This is a genomic window from Fibrobacter sp., assembly GCA_024399065.1.
Lineage (GTDB): Bacteria > Fibrobacterota > Fibrobacteria > Fibrobacterales > Fibrobacteraceae > Fibrobacter.
Genome location: JAKSIB010000015.1, coordinates 1 through 23,824, shown reverse-complemented (window position 1 = coordinate 23,824; position 23,824 = coordinate 1). Strand labels below are relative to the sequence as shown.

Annotated in this window: 30 protein-coding genes; 12 read left to right on the top strand and 18 right to left on the bottom strand. The window is 42.3% G+C overall.

Going from position 1 to position 23,824, the window contains the following annotated elements; genetic code table 11:
* Window positions 1-6 precede the first annotated feature (6 nt).
* From MJZ25_08855 to MJZ25_08840, 4 genes are read right to left on the bottom strand one after another with little or no spacing between them, the layout of a single operon-like run.
* Entirely contained in the window at window positions 7-453 is a 447-nt protein-coding gene (locus tag MJZ25_08855) for a hypothetical protein (GenBank protein MCQ2124275.1), read from the bottom strand.
* A gap of 9 nt (window positions 454-462) precedes the next feature.
* A complete protein-coding gene (locus tag MJZ25_08850; protein ID MCQ2124274.1) occupies window positions 463-1,950 on the bottom strand; it encodes a hypothetical protein in 1,488 nt (495 codons plus the stop codon).
* A 6-nt stretch (window positions 1,951-1,956) separates the two neighbouring features.
* Entirely contained in the window at window positions 1,957-2,610 is a 654-nt protein-coding gene (locus MJZ25_08845; GenBank protein ID MCQ2124273.1) for a hypothetical protein, read from the bottom strand.
* A complete protein-coding gene (locus MJZ25_08840) occupies window positions 2,601-2,930 on the bottom strand; it encodes a hypothetical protein (protein ID MCQ2124272.1) in 330 nt (109 codons plus the stop codon). Before MJZ25_08840 ends, MJZ25_08845 begins: the two co-directional genes overlap by 10 nt.
* A 221-nt stretch (window positions 2,931-3,151) precedes the next feature.
* Here MJZ25_08840 and MJZ25_08835 point away from each other — a divergent pair, with 221 nt between their 5' ends.
* The 3 genes from MJZ25_08835 to MJZ25_08825 are packed head-to-tail and all read left to right on the top strand — an operon-like array spanning window position 3,152 to window position 5,287.
* Window positions 3,152-3,649: a hypothetical protein gene (locus MJZ25_08835; protein MCQ2124271.1), complete on the top strand. Its 498-nt coding sequence runs from the start codon at window positions 3,152-3,154 to the stop codon at window positions 3,647-3,649.
* Between the two features lie 14 nt (window positions 3,650-3,663).
* Window positions 3,664-4,455, top strand: a complete 792-nt coding sequence (locus MJZ25_08830) for a hypothetical protein (protein MCQ2124270.1) — start codon at window positions 3,664-3,666, stop codon at window positions 4,453-4,455.
* A complete protein-coding gene (locus MJZ25_08825) occupies window positions 4,445-5,287 on the top strand; it encodes a hypothetical protein (protein ID MCQ2124269.1) in 843 nt (280 codons plus the stop codon). Before MJZ25_08830 ends, MJZ25_08825 begins: the two co-directional genes overlap by 11 nt.
* On the opposite strand, the gene MJZ25_08820 is transcribed toward MJZ25_08825, so the two are convergent.
* The 5 genes from MJZ25_08820 to MJZ25_08800 are packed head-to-tail and all read right to left on the bottom strand — an operon-like array spanning window position 5,282 to window position 8,614.
* Entirely contained in the window at window positions 5,282-5,950 is a 669-nt protein-coding gene (locus MJZ25_08820) for a hypothetical protein (protein MCQ2124268.1), read from the bottom strand. The genes MJZ25_08825 and MJZ25_08820 overlap by 6 nt on opposite strands.
* Before the next feature lie 10 nt (window positions 5,951-5,960).
* Complete coding sequence (locus tag MJZ25_08815) at window positions 5,961-6,674, bottom strand: glycosyltransferase (protein ID MCQ2124267.1); 714 nt, start codon at window positions 6,672-6,674, stop codon at window positions 5,961-5,963.
* Window positions 6,637-7,323 (bottom strand): hypothetical protein, encoded by a 687-nt coding sequence (locus MJZ25_08810; protein ID MCQ2124266.1) that lies wholly within the window; start codon window positions 7,321-7,323, stop codon window positions 6,637-6,639. Before MJZ25_08810 ends, MJZ25_08815 begins: the two co-directional genes overlap by 38 nt.
* Window positions 7,320-8,012, bottom strand: a complete 693-nt coding sequence (locus MJZ25_08805) for a hypothetical protein (protein ID MCQ2124265.1) — start codon at window positions 8,010-8,012, stop codon at window positions 7,320-7,322. Before MJZ25_08805 ends, MJZ25_08810 begins: the two co-directional genes overlap by 4 nt.
* Window positions 8,009-8,614 carry a hypothetical protein gene (locus tag MJZ25_08800; protein MCQ2124264.1) on the bottom strand — a complete coding sequence of 202 codons (606 nt, stop codon included), beginning with the start codon at window positions 8,612-8,614 and terminating at the stop codon, window positions 8,009-8,011. The genes MJZ25_08805 and MJZ25_08800 overlap by 4 nt, the downstream gene beginning before the upstream one ends.
* 483 nt (window positions 8,615-9,097) lie before the next feature.
* Between MJZ25_08800 and MJZ25_08795 the strand changes: the two genes are divergently transcribed.
* The 3 genes from MJZ25_08795 to MJZ25_08785 are packed head-to-tail and all read left to right on the top strand — an operon-like array spanning window position 9,098 to window position 10,592.
* Window positions 9,098-9,331, top strand: coding sequence for a hypothetical protein (locus MJZ25_08795; protein MCQ2124263.1), 234 nt, complete (start codon window positions 9,098-9,100; stop codon window positions 9,329-9,331).
* Complete coding sequence (locus MJZ25_08790; GenBank protein ID MCQ2124262.1) at window positions 9,328-10,005, top strand: hypothetical protein; 678 nt, start codon at window positions 9,328-9,330, stop codon at window positions 10,003-10,005. The genes MJZ25_08795 and MJZ25_08790 overlap by 4 nt, the downstream gene beginning before the upstream one ends.
* The gene (locus MJZ25_08785) at window positions 10,002-10,592 is read left to right on the top strand and encodes a hypothetical protein (GenBank protein MCQ2124261.1); all 591 of its coding nucleotides are present in this window, start codon (window positions 10,002-10,004) and stop codon (window positions 10,590-10,592) included. The genes MJZ25_08790 and MJZ25_08785 overlap by 4 nt, the downstream gene beginning before the upstream one ends.
* Before the next feature lie 132 nt (window positions 10,593-10,724).
* Here MJZ25_08785 and MJZ25_08780 read toward each other — a convergent pair whose 3' ends face one another.
* On the bottom strand, window positions 10,725-11,828 hold the full coding sequence (locus MJZ25_08780; protein MCQ2124260.1) for a transposase: 1,104 nt from the start codon (window positions 11,826-11,828) through the stop codon (window positions 10,725-10,727).
* 279 nt (window positions 11,829-12,107) lie between these two features.
* Here MJZ25_08780 and MJZ25_08775 point away from each other — a divergent pair, with 279 nt between their 5' ends.
* The 4 genes from MJZ25_08775 (at window position 12,108) to MJZ25_08760 (ending at window position 14,794) form a co-directional block, all read left to right on the top strand.
* Entirely contained in the window at window positions 12,108-12,506 is a 399-nt protein-coding gene (locus MJZ25_08775) for a hypothetical protein (protein ID MCQ2124259.1), read from the top strand.
* Window positions 12,507-12,879: 373 nt separating this feature from the next.
* Entirely contained in the window at window positions 12,880-13,038 is a 159-nt protein-coding gene (locus tag MJZ25_08770; GenBank protein MCQ2124258.1) for a hypothetical protein, read from the top strand.
* Complete coding sequence (locus MJZ25_08765) at window positions 13,038-14,345, top strand: hypothetical protein (protein MCQ2124257.1); 1,308 nt, start codon at window positions 13,038-13,040, stop codon at window positions 14,343-14,345. Before MJZ25_08770 ends, MJZ25_08765 begins: the two co-directional genes overlap by 1 nt.
* Window positions 14,346-14,356: 11 nt before the next feature.
* Window positions 14,357-14,794 (top strand): hypothetical protein, encoded by a 438-nt coding sequence (locus MJZ25_08760; protein MCQ2124256.1) that lies wholly within the window; start codon window positions 14,357-14,359, stop codon window positions 14,792-14,794.
* 13 nt (window positions 14,795-14,807) lie between these two features.
* On the opposite strand, the gene MJZ25_08755 is transcribed toward MJZ25_08760, so the two are convergent.
* Entirely contained in the window at window positions 14,808-15,359 is a 552-nt protein-coding gene (locus MJZ25_08755; protein MCQ2124255.1) for a helix-turn-helix domain containing protein, read from the bottom strand.
* Window positions 15,360-15,539: 180 nt separating this feature from the next.
* On the opposite strand from MJZ25_08755, the gene MJZ25_08750 reads away from it, so the two are divergent.
* The gene (locus MJZ25_08750) at window positions 15,540-16,235 is read left to right on the top strand and encodes a hypothetical protein (GenBank protein ID MCQ2124254.1); all 696 of its coding nucleotides are present in this window, start codon (window positions 15,540-15,542) and stop codon (window positions 16,233-16,235) included.
* A gap of 116 nt (window positions 16,236-16,351) precedes the next feature.
* Window positions 16,352-16,972, top strand: coding sequence for an ATP-binding protein (locus tag MJZ25_08745; GenBank protein MCQ2124253.1), 621 nt, complete (start codon window positions 16,352-16,354; stop codon window positions 16,970-16,972).
* Between the two features lie 66 nt (window positions 16,973-17,038).
* On the opposite strand, the gene MJZ25_08740 is transcribed toward MJZ25_08745, so the two are convergent.
* From MJZ25_08740 to MJZ25_08710, 7 genes are all read right to left on the bottom strand, one after another.
* Window positions 17,039-17,434 carry a hypothetical protein gene (locus MJZ25_08740; GenBank protein MCQ2124252.1) on the bottom strand — a complete coding sequence of 132 codons (396 nt, stop codon included), beginning with the start codon at window positions 17,432-17,434 and terminating at the stop codon, window positions 17,039-17,041.
* 400 nt (window positions 17,435-17,834) lie between these two features.
* Complete coding sequence (locus MJZ25_08735) at window positions 17,835-18,185, bottom strand: hypothetical protein (protein MCQ2124251.1); 351 nt, start codon at window positions 18,183-18,185, stop codon at window positions 17,835-17,837.
* An 8-nt stretch (window positions 18,186-18,193) separates the two neighbouring features.
* On the bottom strand, window positions 18,194-18,622 hold the full coding sequence (locus MJZ25_08730) for a single-stranded DNA-binding protein (protein ID MCQ2124250.1): 429 nt from the start codon (window positions 18,620-18,622) through the stop codon (window positions 18,194-18,196).
* A gap of 213 nt (window positions 18,623-18,835) precedes the next feature.
* On the bottom strand, window positions 18,836-19,276 hold the full coding sequence (locus tag MJZ25_08725) for a DUF1653 domain-containing protein (protein ID MCQ2124249.1): 441 nt from the start codon (window positions 19,274-19,276) through the stop codon (window positions 18,836-18,838).
* Window positions 19,277-19,463: 187 nt separating this feature from the next.
* Window positions 19,464-20,567 carry a transposase gene (locus tag MJZ25_08720; GenBank protein MCQ2124248.1) on the bottom strand — a complete coding sequence of 368 codons (1,104 nt, stop codon included), beginning with the start codon at window positions 20,565-20,567 and terminating at the stop codon, window positions 19,464-19,466.
* Between the two features lie 186 nt (window positions 20,568-20,753).
* Complete coding sequence (locus tag MJZ25_08715) at window positions 20,754-22,472, bottom strand: hypothetical protein (protein ID MCQ2124247.1); 1,719 nt, start codon at window positions 22,470-22,472, stop codon at window positions 20,754-20,756.
* 263 nt (window positions 22,473-22,735) lie between these two features.
* Window positions 22,736-23,287, bottom strand: coding sequence for a hypothetical protein (locus MJZ25_08710; protein ID MCQ2124246.1), 552 nt, complete (start codon window positions 23,285-23,287; stop codon window positions 22,736-22,738).
* Between the last annotated feature and the right edge of the window lie 537 nt (window positions 23,288-23,824).

The window sequence follows — 23,824 nt, the reverse complement described above, 5'->3', positions numbered from 1 at the left end:
AGTCAACTATAGATTATGCCCACAATTAGGGCACACGTCACCAGTCCAGCCATCCTCGCCGCATTCAGGACATCGTTCGTATATAGGCTGATCATTCCATCCGTATTTCGACTCGCCGATGTCGGTAATCGCATCCATATCCGGGTGTTTCCCCATCAATTCATCCGTCGTCGCAGTGACTATTTCCTTGGTCACCTTATGGATTTCCACGCTTTCGACGTTTACGTTAAAGCCCCTATCGATTTCAAGTGCGAGTACATTGTGCAGAACGTACATAAGGTCATCAAGCGAATCCGTATAGGTCGCACTATTTTCCTCCCAGCGATAATCGGACGGAATGCCCCGTCGTGATGTACGGCTGTACACAAATCCCATGACCTTTCCGGTGGTTGACTTTTCCGCCGGTATTTCGGCATAGTACGACACCTTAGTAGTTTTTTCCTGATTTGCCATAGTATGCTCCTATACCAACCCGGCGTATTTCAGATACTTTTCGTACTGTTCAGAAATACCCTTGAAAATCTTGGTAAAATGCAGTTCTGCCCGATGAAAATAGTCATAGTGCTCCGTTTTGAATTTTTCAAATTCAGCCTTATTGTCGGAAAATGCAAGACGCAACATCTGTGTTTCGAGTTCAATGTCTCTAGGGAACTCAACGTCATAATTTGACTCAAGCGATTTATACCAAAACGTTGTAGGTCGCCAGTGTATATCAACCGGCCCGCCATCGGAATTTTCCAGTGCACTATCAAATGTCATGTATTTGCCGTTGATTGTACGGTACATGAACGGGAACGTGATTTGAACATTGGTGTCATATGCATCCGGTCGTTCATTGTACATCACGACTTGTTCAAGGTTACGGAAACCAGTAGTGGCGACCATAGACAGGGACACTGTATGCGGAATAAGCTTCTTACCCTTTTTCTTCATGACAGTAATGGTCTTTGAGTACTCGGCGCCATAGTTAATTGACCCCAAGTTCACCTTTGTACGTTCATCCTCGGTAAATATCTTTCGGAAATCGAACGTCGCATCGGCGATATAGTCAAGGACAACGTTAAGCGCCTTGCGTTCATATTCAGGCTTATTCGTCGGTTCGCCGACCGGACCAGACTCAGTAATCTCGATACCACGCCACTTAATATTATGCTTCTCAGCCATACTATCGAGGTATGCCTCTACACGTTTACGCACCCCTTCTACAAAGTCGTCGGCTTCTTGGATGGAAGAGACTTTCTTTCCGAATTTATTGCGAATCTCGGTCAGTTTTTCACCGTTCATGATGATTTTGTCAAAAAATTGGTCATCACCACTATCCGGGATATAGTATGGCCTAATAAGCATGAACGGAACTCTACCGTCTTGAAGCCCGGCACGTATGTTGAATGTTATGTCGTCATAGGAATGATGCGTAAAGTGCATAATGGTAGGGGTAAACCGGTAAAATTTTACGGTGCACTTTTCCGGGTCAAACAACTCTGTATTGAATGTATCGTATTTCCTGCAGTACCGAGTGAATTCATCGTAAGTGTCCTGATTATGCTGTTTCCAGTCAGCAATGCGTACGGGAACTCCCTTAAAATCCTTGGTAACAGAATTGATCCACAAGAGAACATCTTCATATGGCGAGTTGCTCAGCTCAAACCATTCATAGTCAATGTCAATACAGCGCTTGTCCGATGGACACTCTATCCGACGGCCATCCTCAAATTCAGCAATATACGTCTGTACACGGTAACCTTTGTCCTCGACAACCGTCATGGTGTATTTGGCATTGTCAACGGATCCTTCGTAAACCAACTTGTAATTGGCGTCGTCTACGATAAACTTGACCAACGTCTTTCCGTTAATAAATTTCCGGTATTCATTGATATCATAAAGCGTATTTTTCAACGCAGACACCGCCTTGGCGGCTCTAGTCAATTTTTCGCCAGTAAATTCTTTCATGCGCAACTATTCCTTTGACACCAGTACACGAGGTTCACGCCATTCGGCTTCCCCTTTACTGCGGATCTTCACATTCTGCACAGATACCGGTTCATCGTCATCGCCGTCGCAATACACCCACTCGGATCTGATTGATCCGCCAACCCCAATCTTATATTGGCCGAACCCGCAATTAAGCCAATCAGCCAATTCACGGTTTGTCATCGGGCGTGTTGTAGCGACTTCTCCGCTGTATTCCTCGATCTTTACAAAATCAGATTCGTCAAACCCATAATATCCATACATCAGTGTCGCCGTATTTCCAATAAATTCGACCCGGCCGTTTTCTTTATTCACTGTGCATTTTAGCACACGCATGACACCATCTGGCGTCGTGCACTTGTACCATTTTCCGTCAACATACTTAGGTTTTGCGTCATTCTTTCGCAAACATTGCAACTCCTTCAGGTATCGCATGCATTCTTGCATCCGGTTCAAACTCATGATGCATTTGGCATTAAGGATTTCCGACGGTATTGGGTCAGTCAACAGTGCAGGGTATTTAGCCTGCATGAAATAAATAAGCGAATCAAGATCAGACACCCGTGCAGAATCTGTAGGTTGTTTTGCATCAGCAAGTGGTTTGATTTCATCAATAAAATCGTATTCGTCTACAGGCATTCTTTTACTCCTTCAACCATCACTTTAGTGGATATCTTATGCAGGTTTTTGTCATAATACGCATATGTAACAGGTTCATAATTAAACCAACGACGTCCAAATAGGGATTCATGCTTCCTGATCCACTTTTTCGCAAATTCATACTTGCCCTTCCACCTGCGGTTATCCGGCGTGCGGACTGTTCTTGTTTCGCTGTGTGCAGCATATTCAGACGCAACGACATCACACATGCCGTCATAATCAAGCCCTGTGGCGACAGTCGTTACCTTGACCACCTTACAATCATACAAAAGATCTACGCATATTACATTGTACCGCATGGTACCAATATACAATTTTGACAATTATATGTCAAGGCGGTTATAAACTATTATGCAAACAGGGAGACCACATGAAGCAATACCAAGGAGAGAAGGCCATCATAAGTCTGACTAGCTGGAAGGCGAGGATCAAGACGGTCGGGCTGACCATTTACAACCTTCTTACGATCTGCCCGGGATTCCATATAGTCCTGTGCCTCAGCTCCAACGAATTTCCTAGAATGATAGACGAACTGCCAGAAGATCTGCAACTGCTTTCCAGATTCGACAAGATCGAGATCCTGTGGGTGAAGAAGAATTACAAGGCATTCAAAAAATATTTATTTACCATGCTGAAATACCCAGACGTTCCGGTAATTAGTGCCGATGACGACTGCATCTACAAGAACAACTATGCAGAAGAATTGTATCAGCTATACAAATCTACGCACAAAGATATCATTCGATATACTGTACGGAATGAATTGATTCCGCAAGGCCCGTGTACGCTATATGCACCAAACAACAAGTCGCATTATATCGATTCATTGTTACCATATATAAATGACGCTATAATCGCAGAATCGCAAGACGACACTATAGCCAGTAAAGTAATAGCAAAATCAAAATTAACGTTCGGCTGCGGAAATAAGAAAACCCCTCCGTTTATTTTTCACGATGTAAAATGCCCATTAAATGCAGGACAGAGTAAACAAAAATTTTACAAAACGTTGTTTTGATCATAGGAGACGATATGCAAAAAATAATTGTAACTATGACTAGTTACCCAAAGAGAATAGGCAATATTGGGTTCGCAATATGGCTTTTATTATACAAGCAAACATTACCACCTGATGAAATTCATTTGTGGCTATCAATGCAAGAATTTGCGAATTTGGAAAAAGACCTTCCAGCCGACCTACAACTGCTATGCTCCCAGAAAAAAGTACAGCTGCATTGGCTAAGCAAAAATACCTATGTTCATAAGCGGCATGAAATTTTTAAAATTGCAAATAAAGACGATTGCGTGTTTTTAATCGATGACGATGTGATGTATGACAATCATTTAATTGAACGGGTAATGGCAATTCACAAACAGCACCCTAATGCAATTATATGTTATAATAATTATTCAATCCACGCTTACAGTGGAAGACATATAAAATACATTGAATCAAAATTAGGACCGGGCCCCCATGTCAACAAAGTACGGTGGTGCGGGCAAAGCATGATTCCAGTCAGCGCATACCCAAAACAGCTGCTCAACGAAAAAATATTGGCGTGCCGTGATCAATTATCGCCAATTTCCGATGAGTGTTGGGTCCAGCCATGGATTGTATTGAATCATATCCCAGTATATTTCATGGGGCTTGATTGGGGTACTGATTTAGACCCGAAAAATGGAAAAACTAGCGGATTGGTATCATGGACACACCAAAAGGATGCCAACGGATATGAAAAGCGAGATAATTGGCTTTATGCAGTAATATCGCATTTCCCCCAATTAAAACATATTTATGGACAGGAGTTTAAATATGGATTTTAAATCATATTGTGCAAGTTTAGCACCGATCATACAAAAAAAGCATGAATCCGTCATGCATCGCCGTATCAATCTTGAAACGCCTAAACGTTTTTCGGAAAAACTTGAATATTTGAAGATTTATGACTCAACATTTTTAAAAACCTATTGTACTGATAAAATAACTGCAAAGGAATATGTAACACGTATTCTGCACACCGATATCACAATCCCAACACTTCGCACATTTGACAACGTCGATCAACTCATGAAATCGATTAATAAGTTGCCATCAAATTGTGTCATAAAAACAAATCATGGGTCGCATACTAATATATTTATGCGAAATGGGCATATACAATCTAATGCAGGTAAGTTACTGACTGCATGGCTAAAAAAAGATTGGACATGGTATGGGTATGAAATGCATTATTTACCCATTCCTAGAAAAATTTTGGTGGAACCGCTAATGTCGGATAATCGCCACCAAGATTTAATAGATTATAAATTTGGTTGTTTTAATGGTGTTCCAGTATATTGCCAAGTAATCGGAGATCGTAATGGAACAAACAAATATATGAATTATTATGACATGAATTGGAAACCATGCGTCAATATCGATTGTTCCACTACCCGTGCAAACTACAGAATTCATGATACATGCCCGCAAACATTTGACTTAATGGTTGAATATGCTAAAATATTGTCGAAACCATTTAAATTCGTTAGAGTTGATTTTTATGAAATCAACGGACAGTTATATTTTGGCGAGTTAACATTTATCCCATGCGCTGCATATTTTTCATTTACAAACGATTCCATTGATTATATGTTTGGCGAATTATTGCACCTATAAAAATCGATATGCAATATCACGAGGTGTGAAATCACATAATATTCGAGATACGATAAACCGGTCATACGTTAACGGTGGCGTTTTGCAAAACCACCTAGTATGACGGCGATTATCGCACACGGTTAGACGATGGCAGCAATTTGCCAATATTGGTATAATTGGGATAAACATGCTATCACAAAGTAATAAGACATTTAAATCATATTTAAAATTATGGTTAACAATATATGCGCATGAATGCGATGCACTTGAAAGTGAATGATACCGAGTAATCGATTTTTTATTAGCAATATCACGTAATGTGCTAAAATCACCAGTATGACGTTTAAAATCAATATCATACCATGTAAACTTACCTGAGCTAATTGGGTTATGGTATGATAAATCAAACTGTCCCGATTCGTCATAATAAGGAATCAATTTATACTCATCCGGGGAAAAATGCATGTCAACAAAATCAAATATTTGAGGTATAATTACATCCCAATACACTTTAGTTTTGATATGATGCTGATTTAGCTCATATCCATCATAAAACATATTTTCTGCTAGGCCAATATCTAGACGGTTTTTAAAAAACTTATTTAAAAAGTTCATTGGCAGTGGCTGTCGAGTAGCATTTTTTGCACATGGAAAAGTAATGTAATATGGTGCCGGAATCATATAATCAACCTCAAACAATTAAGTGTTTGTTAGAAACAATCCATTGGAGAATACGATCTTCTTTATTAACTCCTTTAGCATTTTGACTAGCATGCAAAAAATGCGTGCAATATGTATCAAGATTAATTTTTTTAATAGGTAGATGGTTCGCAAGCACATCTTCCAAAAACGAATACCCAGTATCATAATGATTGGATAACATTCCTGTTTGCGGGTCAGTGAATTTAATCATGCACCTTTTAGGATCAAAAAAGTTAATTCGATACTTATCAATAAGCGATTTGTTAATAATGCATAAATATGGAAATAAGCGGCTTGGTGGTACCGAATCATGCCCAATTTCACCAATGACAGCATATTGAGAATCTTTGATTTCATTCAAGAGATCAATAATAGCAGGTTTAAACAAAATATCGTTATCACAAATTATCACCCATTTAGATGATGCATGCTTAATCGCATAATCTAACGAATGCGCATGGTTCTTAGATAATTCACCAACGCCCCAATTTTTTGTTAATTTGTAATTATTGTTATTTACAACGCTAATTTCACAGTCACGTTCAACCGGCATCAAATTAAACGCACCCGCATTGCTATTATCAATAATCGTAATTGGTATATTCCCCACCCCCTTATTTAGGAATGATTTAATCATAAATCGTGTTAAATCTGGGTTATTAAAATTAGCGGTTATCAGTGAAATGTCGTTGTAAAATCTCATACATTTTCCTTATTGAATAATTGATTGAAGCGCAACGATTTTGTTTGCTTAAAGGAATGATTGTATCATGAAACACATAGGGTACCGTATCATGTATACAAATAATTTTAATGCTGTTAAAATATGCCAAACACCCATAATAAACATCGTCATGATTTGTGTTAACGATATCATCATATTGCAATAATTCTAACCCTAAATGAATGAATGCATATGGTGGGTATATTGTTGCCGGACCATGCTGAAACCCGGTTGTTCGGTGTGCGTTAATCGTGTAAATACATTTTGGATCGTTCACATAATGCGCATATAAATCGTCAGCATAATTGCATATATACAAGCAATCATCATCAGCACTTATGATCGGCACATCACGATATTTATCCATCGTAAACAAGATTTTTTTAAACGCCTTATAATTCTTGCGGACCCAAAGAATTTCAATCTTGTTGCAATTAGCCAATAAATTGATATCATCAGGCAACTCAGCTTCCTTCGCCGGAAATTCCTCCTCGCTTAGACATAATACGATATGAAACCCCGGACAATTCTTCAAAAGACTATAAATAGTCAGCCCGACGGTTTTTATTCTGGCCTTCCAGCTAGTTAGGCTGATAATGGCCTTCTCTCCTTGATATTGTTTCATCATGTCTCCTCGTTATACAGGTGCCGGGTTGCTTCCACCCAGTCACGAAAATGCTTTCTGTACAAAGACGCTTGGCCTAGATGCATGATATAGTCGTCCATCTTGATTTCCCTAATCAACCAGTTTTTAGCCTTGGCGTCCTCGTAGAACGAATATCCAGTATCCATAAAATTATATTCTTGCTGTATATACATCCCGTCCATATGATATTTAAGCAGTCTGTCCGGATCATAATAGTCCATATTATCGGCAATGAACTTGTCACGGTTAATCACGCAAAAATACGGAAAAATCCGGTCAGGCGGGGTATGGTCCCATCCAATCTCGCCATAGCAATCCACACTCTCATCTAGATTTTCCAGAAACCCCTTTACAGTAGGCTTGTAAACCACGTCGTTGTCACTGATGACCACCCACTTAGTCGACACCAAGTTTTTTATGGCGTAATCCACCGCATGACAATGGTCATGGCTTCCCTGACGGTGGTCCGGGATGATGCTGTGACAAGTATTGTTGTACACATTATAGGTATGATAATCGGAAAAATTCAACGGATGGTCTTTCCCATTATCCATGATAATCATTGTGATGCGCTGGTTCAGATGATAGAACAACGATTCGGCCATCCTGCGGGTAAACTCAGGCGTGTTATAGTTACACGTTACAACGGATATGTCTTTCAGGTCAATCACAGTACGTCTCCCGTGATAAGTTTACTTGCGGCGGCATAAATATTATGCTTACGCAGAAAATAGCCCGGATTCTTCTTAGGTACGGTATTTACGGCCGGGTCCCTGTACACGGTGACACAACCTAAGCTATCCACCGCATCGCATGTGACTATGAAAGACCGGTAATGCCGATCGGCGCACATATTCCGCATCGTCACTATGTCATCTAGGCCCATATGGTTTTCTGGATAAGTAATTACTACAAAAACCGGGTTTACAGGCCCGCTGAGCATTCGTTTAACCCTAGCACGGTACTTGTCCATGGTATAGTTCAAAATATCCTTAGAACGCACGTCTACGCCAGATTTATATGTTGGCAGCACATCATATTTATAGTGCGGATAATCTATGTCAATACCGTCAACGTTCAATCCAGTATGGAGCCCATCGAAATTAGCCGTAGGTATGACCCGTTCCCAATCTATATCACCCCATCTGCTTATCAATGCAAGCATATTCTTTCCTGAAATCCGGCACCACATGAACGGGTTGTCAAATTCCTTATGGGCAAAGTTGTATATGTCGGCACCTGCGCAACAATTACTTATGATTATATTCGTCATGCAAGTAGTTTATAAACCAGACTCTTGACATGGTTTAATCAAAATAGTATATTACGTGCCATGGTTAGACCATTCAATTTTTTAAATTCAGACACAACGTCACCTATAGCCAACTTGATGCGGGCTATAGAGGCTACCGGACTATATCCTAAGATCGGTCACGATCTAACTCATGGAAAATACAGCAAGAAACTCGCAATCGACATTTGGCCGAACCCAAACAAAGGCGATGAAGATCCATTTTTACGCATATTGGTCGAATGTAAAATAGGCGCAACGGCAGATAACCTCTGTAACCCGGATTCGGTCCCGTTATTCGATCAGGCGATCGACAGGATGTACGTGTCTTGCAATAAGCATACAATCTCGGGTGTTCTAGGAATCGATTATCTATACTCAATGCGTACCAACAATTGTTTCTTTGTCGACAATATGTTCCAGATAGTCAACACAGCCGAGGAGTTCGAGCTTATCAGGCGGTACATGAAAGCATTCACCCTGAAAAAATTCTTTACAAATGGTATCCAGATGTGCAAACAGACCGGCTGTTTTTCACGAATCGAGTCATTTGACGACATCGTGACCAATCCGGTAAAGTACGCCATGGCCGACGGGCAGCCATCTATCACTACAATCATGGAATTGACCAAGGACCGTTACGAGCATACGCTGTTCCTGATTGCAAAACAGTATGCGACGGGGCTACTATCACGATGACTGAACTTGGAACCAATCAAAATCCGCATGACAAGGTCACTGATCAAGCGATCCATGCCTTCATTGACAAACTACAACACAATGACATTCTCGTAGTCGATGTGAAAGCATTTCCATCGATGTCGACATATTTCTTGTCGCTGAACGCCGGGGGCAAGCTGTTCAAGTTTGGTGACATAGTAATACAGAAAGTTCTACAATTTCCATTCAACAATATAGATATATACGGCCGTCGGTCGGACGACAATATGGATCCAATATGGGAAACCCGTTTTCCATGCGGTGTAAGCATAACTTCGTCAGCATCTTCACGATATGGAATAGACTTTTTAAACTATAAAATGGACCGCCCATTATCTATCTTACTCAAGCAAACATACAATGTAATACCCGAGCAAGAAGAGGACGACTGCTTTGCAAAATTCAAGGAATATGTTAGCACATTCAGCATACATGACATGATCAACCGGATGATATCAAACTGCCGGGATGCTGCTGATGGTACACCGTTGCATAAACTTGGAATTCCTGACAGTGCAGACGAAATTGCATGCAATCCATTAGCATACATCAACCCAGCAACATGCGGCGGCAATTCATACAATGTGTATGATATGTATTGTAATGACATTCTAAAAATGGCATCCATGTATGCTAAGAGCCTTCTTATATGACCGATTTCAAGACAACTCTGACAGCTTTAGTGGATTACATCGCCACATTAAATTTAATCTCATTGGTCTCATACTCAGATGAACACGGCGGTACCTATGGAATACGAATCAGCCACCCGCAGGAACAATTTCCTGCGCTAACCATGCGAATCGGCAATCCCCGTGTTAATGAAACGAATGACATCTTCATCGTATTAACAAGAGGAACGGATTTTGTCGAATATGGGTTCTTAGTAGATCTACTTAGCCAGTGCCAATTTGAGTATAGCCAACTAGTTACAGGCATTCTGTTTAGCTGCGATTTGCAAACCGCAAAGAAAATTATCAAAAAATATAGACAATATCATGATGAATATATTTCTGGGCCAACAACCGGCATGATAACCCGCCTGATCGGAATCTGCATACATAGTGGTGTGGAAGATTTAGCGACAATCGACGACATTAACTTAAATCCATTAAAATATAGCACATACGAGATTCCGCACGCCACAACCCCCTATAAAATTCCAAACAGGTCAGAGGTATTTTTTGTACGCTATGTATCGGATGTAATCAATAAATACGCAAAAAAGATGCTATTATAAAAGTATTGACATGCATTCTGGGATATGTTATATTTAAGCTGTACCATCCAAAGGACATTTTTCAATGGAAAGTTTTCAGCATATTCTAGTTGACATACTCCCACGACTAAAGTTGTGGGATTCTGGGAGTTGCTACTGCGAGCAACATGTCCCAAAGGTAGATGCCCCTACCTTACATAAGTTAATTGCGGCGTTCCTATCCCTATCATGTTCTGCACCACAGCTAGGACATATCCAATGTCGTATAGATACATCCTTCAATTCGTGGTTTTGAAATCCACATTTGGAGCATAGCTGACTAGATGGATACCACTTGTCCGCATACATAACGGTCTTGCCAGTCTTGTGTGCCACATACTCCAGTATGTTCAAGAAAGTGTTGAACCCGAAGTCATACATCGATTTCTTGTATTTCTTGGACATATTAGCTAAGTCTAGCGTCTCGAACACCATCACATCGTAGTCACGGCACATTTGCCGTGCCAGCTTCCAGTGCATGTCCAAACGCTGATTAGCCACCTTCTCATGTAGCTTCTGCAATGTACGCAGCGAACCTCGTTTACCTTTAGACCTACGGTATTTCTCCGATAAGTTCCTTAAAGAATTGAGGTTCTTCCGCAAAATTTTAGGCATACTGCAATCATCACCGTTAGAGGAAACCAAGAAGTCATGCAGACTGAAGTCGAAACCAACGATTTCACCCGATTTAGTCCACTCTGTCTGTGTACATTCTTGCTCTACGACAATGTATATATAGAAGCCGTTACTCTTGCGTTTGACGGTCAATGTTTTGACATTGCCATCGAAATTTCTACTATTCCAGTAGGGGAAGTCTTTCTTGCCTATCTTAACACGATTTAAACCATGGAACTTATATCCAGCTTGCTTCGTCGTGAATGAACGGTATTTATCTGTCTTCTGAAAGTGAGGAGGATTAGTCTTCTTCCCAGATTTCAAGTTCGAGAAGAACAGCCGATATGCTCGGTCTATTCTATCCGTTATATCTTGTATGGCTTGCGAAGGAACCTCATTCCACTCTGGATACTGTCGTTTCAATTTGGTTAAGTGCTTCTGCAACTGATACTTGTTCAGCATCTTATTGTATATGCCGTAGTACCTACGGTGCAAAGCTATACAGTGGTTGTATATCCGACCAGCAATAACAAGTATGCCGTCGAGATACTTTAACGCATCCCGATCATACAGCTTGTACTTGTACGTCTTCAATTCAACCATAGATAAGCAAATGTCCCCGAAACACTTAAAATTGGCAGTCAGCGTTCCGAGGACATTCTAAAATCTAACCTTGATAGGAGGACTGCCAAGAACTCTTATCATAAATAAGTTTATAACAATCTACAAAAACTTTTCCCAGTTGGCAACTGTTTTCATCATCCAACGGCTTCAGCCGTGGGCTTTCCGTTAAGCGTAAACGGGTCAGAGTTTTAATATTATGCACAGGCAGGGTATTGACGTAACCCTGCCATTTTATTATATTGGCATCAGAGGAATTCTATGCAGCATAATTACAGCAGTATCGACGTTAAGTTCGTATCAAGCAACATTGTGAAAATTTCGAGGCAACACCCGTTGACCAACGACAAGCTTATTGACCGCATCATGCCGTTCAGAGGTCTGATCAAGATGTCAGTCGTCATGCAGGCGGCAAATATCGTCAAAACAATGGGTCAAATCATTGCAATCCGGTTCAACCAGTCAGATGATCCTGACTGCAACGATTATGAAAGCATCTTTCTTGTCGATGACACGTTCACCAACGCAGCGACCCTTCAAAAAGACGTCCGCATAGCAGATATCCAGATTGGCAAAAACAAGCATTTGATCGTACATACGATTGATGCAGCCGGTATCCATATCACCTACCACAACATTACGGAGATCATTTTCAAATGACCAATACTACAAGACAGCCGACAGACGAACGCAGCCTGTACCGAGACCGTGAAGCATTGCTCCGTATAGTAGAAACCATGGTCAATCAGCATAACCTCATGGTCTTTACTCTTCATTCGTATCATAGAGCATTAACCAAAATAAACTCTAATATCATGGAGTTGAACCGTAAACACAAGAAACACCCTGAAGATATCGGTGAATGCATCCATGAGCTTAACAAGACAATGCATTACCATAACCGAACAATTCACTGCATCAGGAAAAGCGCCCGCAGACGTGACCCACACATGTTCTGCCGACTTACCCGATACATCGGCTACTTCTTGATGTACGGTTCAAAGGTCAGACGACCATTGTTCAAGGATATAACATGAGTACACAACAAAAGAAACCATATACACCACCTTCCATGAAGGTAATCGAATTCGATTTCACTACGTCCTTGCTGGCATGCTCCAGCAACGACAATCCATACTGGAACGGCTGCTGGGAAGAATCCGAGGAAGGCTACTGGAAAGGAAACGACTAATGATCAAAAAGGCGTTCAATTACGATGCCATGCGTATCGACCTGTCCATGTACAAGGGCAAAACATTACGGTCCGGAATCGAGCTGATGCGACTTATCACAAGCCATACGAATTCGGAAGGTGTGCCATATGAGGCGTATATTGTAGGTGGTTCAGTACGAGACTTGATTCTTGAAGCTTTATTGAATAAGCCATCCAAAATACACGACATCGACATAGCTACAAACATGCCGATCAGCGAACTGCAGAAGGCTTTCCGCTGCGAAAGCAATAACGGAGAAGCCCATGGGACGATTTTAGTTCAGCATAAGAACGACTGGTTCGAGGTAACACAATTCCGTACCGAACAAGGATATACCGATGGCCGCCATCCAGACCATATCAGTCTCACCAATTCATTCAAGGAAGATACTGATCGTCGAGACTTTACAATCAATGCAATGGGAATAGACCGGGATGGTAACATCATCGACTACCACGACGGCATCCATGACCTTATGGTCGGATATATCCGTACTGTAGGCAACCCGGATGACCGGTTCTCTGAAGATGGCCTCCGCATAATTCGTGCAATGCGCTTCGCCGCACGATTTACCATGGGCATTGATGACGATACCAAAGACAGCATCATCAAGAATGTGTCAATGCTTGAAAAAATCTCCATTGACCGAATATATGCCGAATTCCAGAAATGTGCAAAATATGGTGCAACCGCTTTTGCCGATTTCGTTTCACTATTCCATTCATGCGACGCTCACCTGCATGTATCGCAATGCGCCATGATATCACGTTCTACTCTTATCCGTATACGAAACCGTGCGATTGCAGATCACGCCGGAATGTTCCCGGAACTGCACTACGACGACATTACGGCAATGGCACTTCTATTTATCGATTCGGAATGCATTGACAAGGCAATGCACGACTTCCGTTGTACGGTAGACATGATACGGACAACTAAATGGATTGCATCCAGCATTGAAAAGATCAAGTCCGGCGACATGGACCTGATAACTCGTGTAGAGATGGCAAGTAACCCGAATATAACCCGTCTCAGGGCCGTATATCATAGCATTATGGAAAAAGACATCCCATTTGCCGATATGGTCGAAACATACTGCAAAGTACAGGATATGGTGCCACGTACAACCATAACACGAGCTGTCATGGCATCATCCATCAAGCCCGGTCCTGAATTCGGCGCAGCAGTATCCAAGACGCTCAACTGGACATACGAGCGTGTACTTCATGGCGTAATACCGTCATATGACGATATATGCGATTACCTAAACAACACATCAACCTAAGAGGTTCAATTATGGCCGAAATAAATACGGATAAAACACCTGCACAACAGCCATTGCCCGCAGATGACGCTGCAAAATTGGCAGCTGGTGCATGGAAGGACCACGCACATGAGTGGTTTGAGCCTGTACCGCAGCCATTTACCGCAGAGGCAGCTGCAAAAATGACAGTTGAATCATGGAAGGACCACACGCTTGAGTGGTTTGAACATGTGGCTAACGGCATGATACAGATGGCCGCTTTCGGTGGTGCAAACCAATGCGCCATCCCAATCCCGAACGGCATTCCATGGAAGATCCTAGAAACAAAACTGCTCATGCTAGGATACTCGGTAAAACCTAACCCGTATGACAATGTAATCATACTCACATGGAAAGTGCCAACCGAATGGCCATACGATTCCAACTCCGATGGAAAACAATCATCGCCACGTCGACGCCGCCGTGGATAAACAAAAAGACCGACTAATCGTCGGTCTTTTCCATTTCAACAGAATTTTCAGTTTCAAACGTAGATTGTGACTTAACATTGGCGAGTTCCGCCGTTCTGGCCTCGACCATCTTCATGTACTTATATTTACGTTCGACACAGTTGATCGTCTTTCCAAAGAACCTTGCGATGTCTTTCCACATCATATGTTTCTTGTCCCTCATCTGCATCAGGCCACGTTCCTTGATCGGGGTCCAGAAATCACGCCGGTTCCTGTCACACTTGGCTTTTGCCAGAAAATCATATATCCGGGAAACCGATACATCGAAATTCTTGGATATCTCTTGGACATTAACACCAGCCTTATACTGTTCGATAATCTGCTCACGAACATCATCAGATACGAATTTCGTGTTAGCCGGGCCTGATTTCCCAAATACTTGCCGCAGTACGGATATCTGAAAATCACTCAACCCACGGGCCTTACCGACAGCAGTATCCGCCTTACGGTCCCCGGTCAACGCATGTACAAAGTCCAATATTTCCTGATCGGACTGAAATGGAACAAACGGAATTTCTCTAGGCATAGTATCTCCTTAGTTGCATAAATATAGCAACTATATTCGATACTGTCAACAGCCTGTATCCAGCCCAAACTTAATTGTAAACAAAGCTGAGAATCTTAACCCCAAAATCGTACATACATACTCCTTGTACATGCTTAAATTAGTTCATCGCATAAACTTATTGCGATCCCGGAGGCTTGCATGCAGGATAACCTAAAATTCTTTACAGTCATTACTATAGCATTAACTATCGTAGTTTGTACCATTGTCGGCGCACTCAAATACACCGAGAAGGAAATATCAAATCAGAAACTGGAACTGTCCCGTGCATCAGATTCACTGGCGACATACTACAGCGAACGTGAAACAATGTACGAGCAAAAAATATCAGACCTGACACTGCAGGCACAGGTGGCGACCTCACAGCGAGATTCGCTAAAGGAATATGCCATTTCAGCCACTAAGACAAGCAAACAGCTGATCAGGACTGTATACAAGGATTCCATCAAGGAAATCTACGTCGAAAATACCGAAGCCTATTCCACATACGAGAAAACCATTTCTACCCTAAGGGATTCAATACTTGACCTGCAGGCGAGAAAGGTCGAGACTGACGTACAGTACGTCGAACGAATTGTGCACGACACCATTGTTCAAGTATCACATACAACGGACAGTGTATTCGTCAATGAAGACAAGGTGGTCAAGAAGGACAACCAGTCCAAGTGGGGTGTATACGCAGATGGCCATATCGGCTATGGAACCGGCGGATTCCAAAGCGGAGCCATGGCTGGGGCAAAATATTTTATAGCAGGACCAATATATGCCCGTGCCGGTATAAAATATGACGGAGACATCACAGGCGAACTGGGGGCCGGTTTGGATATCCGGTTCTGATATACTATATTTCAGATCATGAGGAAAGACCCAGAACCCGCAGTGCATATTTGCATGATGCACGGGTTTGTCACAAGCCAAGAACACCGACTATGGTATAACTACAGGAAACAGCAATGAAAAAGACACTCATCGTTAATCTATATGCAGGGCCCGGGGCAGGTAAAAGCACTGCAGCATCGTATCTATTCGCAAAGCTGAAGATGATAGGGGTAAATGCGGAATATGTCACCGAATACGCAAAGGATGCTACATGGGAAGGTGCCATGGAAAAATTACGCTGCCAGATCTATATCACCGGAAAACAGGCATACCGTATTTTCCGTGTATGCGGCAAGGTAGACGTAGTTATCACCGATTCGCCACTTGCATTGGGATCAATCTATACAGATGACACCCTACTGCAGCAACTATGCATCAAGGAAGGCAAGAAATATGAGCCTTATTCGCTAAACCTATTTATTCAGCGACCGCCGTCCTATGAGACGTCCGGCAGGAACCAAACCCATGAAGAGGCTATCGAGATCGACGGCCGCATCAGAACTATGCTGTCAGCCAATTCAATACCATATTACGAAATACGATGCACCGAAGCTATTCTAAATGCGGTCACTACAGAAATAAGTCTAATTCTGAACAGTATTAAGACTGTATCGGAATTCCACGTAGATATGTCCGACCAAGACATATATCATTTCGATCAGAACGCCACCAAACTGTCCTTGATTGGCAAATAAAAAAGAAGCTGTAGTGATACAGCTTCTTTTAGTTTAGACCCGGCAATTTAGGCATGCTTGGATAGTCTACAAGCAATTTTCATTCTTTGCTAAATCTTCGACTTTCTTCTGGATGGCCTCCATTTCACCTTCAGTGAATTCATGGGATTCAATCCATTTAGAAAATTCAACCATGATTTTAGCATATTCCGCTAGAATCTTAAATCCCTTGAGTCTTTCGCCAATATTCGCAGTTCTGATTTTCGCTGTCCTAGTATAGAATTTATCGAACTTATTCATCAAGTCCTTGTCTTTGCATATACCTAGCACAAAAACCTTACTTGTATCATGGAACAGCATGTTGCATCTGCCTACCAGATTTGCAATATCCGTATTTGCACGGCCCATTGTTGCGATATACGCTAAACCTTTTGCACACGCCTGTCGTAATTCAGGTGTTTCTATGTCAGTGATCTTAGTCATAGCCAACTTTTCTCCAGTAGTGAACTACCCACCGCCTAAAGGCTGTGAGCTTCTTGTCTTCGCTTCAACGGAACTGCTTGTGCGAAACAAGCATATAGCCAGCCTTGCATAGCGGCAGTTACCTCAGCGGTGGGTTGTTCCAACCACACAGCTAGATTACGGGTTCCAGCCAGACCACATAAGTTTTTGTCTATCAAGCAATTACTCATCTCATATTGAAGCAGTTCATCCAATCATTATTTCAGTTGGGACTGACTTCGGTTCTCTAAAAAGCATTTTCATTGCTTAACAATACAAATATAATTTATAATCTCATGCTTGGTAAGAGTTTTTTTTTTGAAATATTTTCGGCGGGTCTTACCCACACCCTAAAGGGTGTGAGCTTGCGACCGCCTATTTGTCACTTATTTGTGTTGGTATCACTATCGCCTATATAGATAGTCTCGCCGATTTTGCCCACCGTTACTTCAATCTTCTTGGCCGGTTCTGGTTTTGAAACGTCTAGTAATTCGGTGTCATCAACAATGATATTTGCATGATCGTACACATATTCGATTACAAATTCAATCAATAACAGTGGCCACAAGAACGATTCACAGATCAACCCAAGCAAATTAACACGGACATGATAACCGTCGGAAAACTCACTGCCTTCACGTTGTTCTATTCGGCCAATCCTATGCCGGTTAAGCAAGATATATAGCAGCATACCGGCTACATATACCATGGCAATTATGCACACTGTAATCATGCGTCCCCCTAGAACGGAAGGTCATCAACTTCAGCAGGAGTCATCAGGCCATCATTGGCAGGTGCGCCGTCAGATTCGCCATTAGCGTCATTCTTGCCGTTACGACTGGAAAGAAGCTGTACAGTAGATGCGGTGATTTCCGTGATATTGTGCGGGTTACCGTCATTGTCCACCCATCGACGTGACCCGACACTGCCTTCGACATACACCATGTCACCCTTGCCGAGCTTGATACGTTCGAGGATTGTCGGGATATTCCCCCAGCATACGATCGTATTCCAATCAGTATGTTCGACGGTCTCGCCACGATCATTCCTACGCTTACACGAACATGCGATACTGAAACGGGCCATCTTCTTGTTAGTGTCACCAACGAAAGTGATTTCGGGGTCACGGCCAAGGCGACCAATCAGCAGGACTTTATTCAAATATGCCATGGTTATCTCCTTGAATAAGTATGGTTAGGCATTTTTACTTCACCAAATATAACTCTTTAAATCCAAATTGTCAATACTACTTAGGTTTTTATGAATATTTTTATCCAAATGGCTCGCTAGAACAATACTATCGCAGCCATATGAAAAACACCGTGGCGAAATATTCGTCACGGATGCCGATAATGAAAGCAATTTACTGGCGTGTATACGGACTTATTGGGGATCAGGGATTGAGTCCACTTCCTCAAAACGATATTTCTGTGTAACGTCCGGATATTTATCGTGATCGACCTCTGACAGGAACATATCCAACGGTCTGATCCACAGCGATCCATCGCCATACATACGACGATATACGACATACTGCTCTTTTGTTTCTGAATGGGTTGCCACATCCACTACATAGTAGAATTTGTTTTTAAAATGCTTATAGACATGATGCACCTTGATTTCTCGACGCTCATATCCGATTACACGCACGTTATCCTTCAAAGTACAGATCAGCGATCCATCATAATTATAGAAACCTTCGATGGATTTGTTTGGATGATAGCCAGCGAATGTTGCGCTGCTGTATACGACGCCGTTGTATTCAATATCGTATTCAGTACGCCCATTCAGGTAATCAGCATCAAAACGAGCACGATCAAACATTAAAGCCTACTCCTCATCATGTTAAGGGCTGCGTCCAATTCAGCCGGATTGCCTGCATACATGTCGTTAACAATCACTGCCGCATTCCCAGTGGCAACCTCAATGCCAACTGTAAATACACAATCAAATGCATAACTCTTTCCGTTGACATACTCCCACGACTAAAGTCGTGGGATTCTGGGAGTTGCTACTGCGAGCAACATGTCCCAAAGGTAGATGCCCCTACCTTACATAAGTTAATTGCGGCGTTCCTATCTCGGTCGTGCTCCGCACCACAGCTAGGACATATCCAATGTCGTATGGATACATCCTTCAAGTCGTGGTGTTGAAATCCACATTCGGAGCATAGCTGACTGGATGGATACCACTTGTCTGCATACATAACCGTCTTACCAGTCTTATGTGCTACATATTCAAGGATATTCAAGAAGGTGTTGAATCCAAAGTCGTACATGGACTTCTTGTACTTCTTGGATAAGTTAGCTAGGTCTAGCGTTTCGAATACCATCACATCGTAGTCCCGACACATCTGCCGTGCCAGCTTCCAGTGCATATCCGAACGCTGATTAGCCACCTTCTCATGTAGCTTCTGCAATGTACGCAGCGAACCTCGTTTACCTTTAGACCTACGGTATTTCTCCGATAAGTTCCTTAAAGAATTGAGGTTCTTCCGCAAAATTTTAGGCATACTGCAATCATCACCGTTAGAGGAAACCAAGAAGTCATGCAGACTGAAGTCGAAACCAACGATTTCACCCGATTTAGTCCACTCTTCGTATGCTACTTCTTGCTCTACGACAATGTATATGTAGAATCCGTTGCTCTTGCGTTTGACGGTCAAGGTCTTGACCTTGCCATTTAAATCCCTACTATTCCAATAGGGAAAATCTTTTTTGCCTATCTTAACACGATTAAAATCATGAAACTTATATCCAGCTTGCTTGGTCGTGAACGACCTATACTTCGCAGTTTTCTGGAAATGCGGTGGATTAGTCTTCTTCCCAGCTTTTAGATTGGAGAAGAACAACCTATATGCTCGGTCTATTCTATCCGTTATATCTTGTACGGCTTGCGAAGGAACCTCATTCCACTCTGGATACTGTCGTTTCAACTTGGTTAAGTGCTTCTGCAACTGATACTTGTTCAACATCTTATGGTAGAGGCTGTAGTACCTACGATGCAAAGCTATACAGTGGTTGTATATCCGACCTGCAATAACAAGTATGTCGTCGAGATACTTCAATGCATCCCTATTATACAACTTGTACTTGTATGTCTTCAATTCAACCATAGATAAGCAAATGTCCCCGAAACACTTAAAATTGGCAGTCAGCGTTCCGAGGACATTCTAAAATCTAACCTTGATAGGAGGACTGCCAAGAACTCTTATCATAAATAAGTTTATAACAATCTACAAAAACTTTTCCCAGTTGGCAACTGTTTTCATCATCCCACGGCTGAAGCCGTGGGCTTTCCGTTAAGCGTAAATGTTGGTCGGTATGTATTTTTTATATATTTCCGCATCAGCTTGATATCCGGCGTCACGCTCACGTTCCATTTTCTGGATCGTTGCGTAGTTCTGGAAATTGAATCCGGAGACGTGATCTGGATGTGGTTCAGGTGAACACTTCTCCCCGAACAGGTCATTATGGACAATGCACCAGTCGCCGAATACATCCTGCGCAGTCGGGTCAATATTGCATTTCTTGATTATATCCCCTTCAGCGAACAACGTATTAAACCACTTGGCCTTCTTATGCAGGCCACCTTCAACATACTTTGGTGGGAATGCCGCCTCGACATCAAAGCGCAGACGCTGCGCAAAATCATGCCAAGATTCACCATTCTTCCGGAAGGTACGGCCCAGATATGATCTGTACTGTTCAAGCGGACGTGGTGCCGCAGCTGCATCAACACCCGGGGCATTAACATATTCGTCATACAGCTTCTTGTACATCATATCCCTTGATAGCGGGGTTACATGCGGCAGGTACAGGCCATAACGACGGTCAAAAATTTCTCCGATGGAAGCATCTGCTGCGATATCATTAACATGCGTCCTGTTTGCCTCGGATTCCATATATCGTGCATTGGAATCCGCATATGATTCGGCAGCCATCCGCTTCGCCTTCGCATCAACATCACGCAACTGTTCAAAGAATTTCTTACGCTGACCATCAGTCATATTATTGAGGTCATACTTGGATTCCAGTTCATCAAGCAGGCGTTTCTTGATATCATCTTCCATTTCGTAATCAAATACGATCGGGGCATCCTCTTCAGGTTCACGGAACGGATCATTCCATTGCTTATGTTCAGCGTCCGGAATCTTTTCGTCGCCGGCCGTATAAGGGTTCGGGCGAACGTTTCGATTGTTGATAGCACTGGTGATATTACCCTCACGCTGCTTCATTAGGAGGTCCGACCTAAACTTCTTCATGTTTTCGCCACGGTTTCCATATGTATCGTAGAAAAGCTGCAGTTCAGCCATGTCACCCGCCTGCTTGAGCTTAACATCCTTACTATAGAATCCCGCATACCACTTAGTGATCAGGTCATTGAACACAGGGGTATCATGTCGCAACTGTCTAACAACAGGATTACTGTCGATAGATGCGAAATTTACAAAATTAGGCGCCAGTGTATATATTTTCTTGTATGCAGTACGGCCAAGCTCATTGACACGGCTATGGTCGTCATCCATACATGTGCGTACGGCTCGGGCGGCGTCATAGTCCAGATTCTGGGTAATTGTATCGCCGTTGAGATTAGTCATGGCATTACCATGTTCATCGCAAACGGTGAACTTCTTGCTAGACATGTACTTCTTGATGTAAGTAAAGACCGCTCGATAATAACCTTCTCGGATAGTATGCTGTGGCGTCGTCTCGGCGGCAGGGTTGAACGCCACATTGTTCTGAGCAGCTCTCTGGGCGCTGAACGACAGTGCGCCGGCAATCATATTGGCATAGCGTCCCGGGAACTTTCTGATCGAATCACGCAGCTCCTTCGGCGTCATGTTGCTATACTGCATTCGTGGCTCAGTATACTTGGCAACCTTTTCAATTTCTTCTTCTGTCATGTGCTGAATCTTTTCTTTAACCCAAGGCGGGATAAAGCCGGCCTCCATCACTGCATTGAATTCATCTACGGTCTGTGAATCAAGATAATCAATCATACTAATACCACGGTTCATGTAACTACAGTTTATAATTATAGAAAAACTCTGGCCCAAATCAGTAAATTGCTGAGCAGCCAATTAGAACTTTATGTGTATCTTCAACGGGGTATCTGCCAAGTATTGACACAATTACCTAGTATAAAATACCCTCCGCAATTATGCGGAGGGTGATAAGGGTTTCAATGAAAGTGTATGGTGCAAGCACAATGCTGAAACGGTCTATGATGATTCCAAGTGGTCTTATATGGATCACCCAGCTATTCCCTACCTATGGTTTCTTAGTTTTTTATGTAGATATATGGGCATTTTGAGCGCTGCTTCACTCTTGCTTTTTTTCGTTCAAGTCGTTCAATTTCCAATGCACATGCATCCCTGCGGTCTTTAGCTTCATAAAATTTTTTCTGAGCTGCTTTAAACTCGGAATGGCAATAATCACCACATCCCTTGTAGGTATATTCGTGCGCAAGTTTTGCCATTTCTAACCAGTACACTAAATCATGTTGGGCTTTTTCATATTTTTTATTCCAGTAAGATAGTTCATCATTCAAATCATCAATTTTCTCAAAGTCTTGTTCGCATACAAATGCTGAATTATCGCTGTTATCCAACTGAGATTGGTCATCATCTATAGGTGCAGCAACAGATGATGTTGCTAAGGATCCCGCTAATGCAGCTGATGCAATACTTTTCTTCGCCCAATCGGTAACTTTACCTTCACATAACGGATGTGTTACTTTATATCCTTCACGGATGGCTTCGATCAGGTTATGATGACCTGTTTCCGCTGCCAACTTATCCAAGAACTGATGAAATTCTGACGTATATTCCATAGATGTACCTCAAATGCGGTATAACTCGCAGCTAATATCATCGGTAGTTTATACGAGCCTTGCTATATTTCAATCACCAAGGAGTTATATGAGACGACTAATCGCTATAGAAAGTGTATGTATTCTATTTAGTGGTTACGTAATCAATACAGGTCCCATTCATATTGGGTTGACTCGTAGCGAGGTATATCGCAACCTTGGTAATCCTGACTCCGGGTCCAAGACTCAGGCTTGCTGGGTGGAAAGATTAAAGTCTGGATGGTCTTGGGACAAGGGTAACTACTGCATTAAGTTTGAGCACAAAGAGGTTGCCGAGTACGGGTTGGATATGATTTTCATCCAAGCACACAACACTAACACCCATACCATTCTTACACCATAACATTAAATCCTAGACGGAACCTGCCATCTAGGATTATTAATTATTATCTCAACACCACTTTGGGTAGACAGAGCCGTTTAATTTACCCACAATTTGGAAGACATATCCAAATAACAAACCCCGGCAACGCCGGGATTCCGTCATTTTAATACGCC